The organism is Pseudomonas sp. AC463, from assembly GCF_979253585.1.
In genome coordinates this window covers 1-511 of sequence record NZ_CEEDDZ010000088.1, presented here as the reverse complement: position 1 = coordinate 511, position 511 = coordinate 1, and the positions used below count along the sequence as shown (strand labels likewise).

Here is a 511-nt window from a genome sequence, read left to right as displayed (position 1 = left end):
GAGGACGATGCCGAACGCCGGTTCGCCGGACGCATCTTCGAAACGGATATCAGCAGTACCGACCACGGTCAGTTCCGGATCCACGTTCGCGTGCGTCCTGCCTATCATGCGACCGCCTATGCGCGCGCGACGCATTTCATTCAGGACAAGAGCGCACTCGAGATTTTCGACGCGATGGTGGCCGACGTTCCCGGTCTGGCAACCGACATCAGTCTTAGTCCGGCACCACCGAAGCAGACCTACGCTGTTCGTTACGACGAAACGGAGTTCGAGTTTCTCCAGCGCTTGCTGGCGCAGGACGGCATCTTCTAATTTTTTACCTATGCGGAAGCCGCCGGAGCGTACCATCACACGATGCATGTCGGTAACGCGGCGCGATCGTACCTGGACGTGCCCGACGGCGACGACATCCGGCTGACACCGGGTTCGGAGAGCAGCAAGCTGACATCCCTGGCTCACACTCACCGCGCCCGGCCGTCCAAGCACGACTTTCACGGCCTGGATGTACGCA

General features: G+C 60.7%; 1 protein-coding gene. It reads left to right on the top strand.

The window, feature by feature from the left end; all coding sequences use genetic code 11:
* The coding region (locus tag AC0IYH_RS29205; protein ID WP_471837503.1) for a contractile injection system protein, VgrG/Pvc8 family at positions 1-312 on the top strand (312 nt) is incomplete at its 5' end.
* Between the last annotated feature and the right edge of the window lie 199 nt (positions 313-511).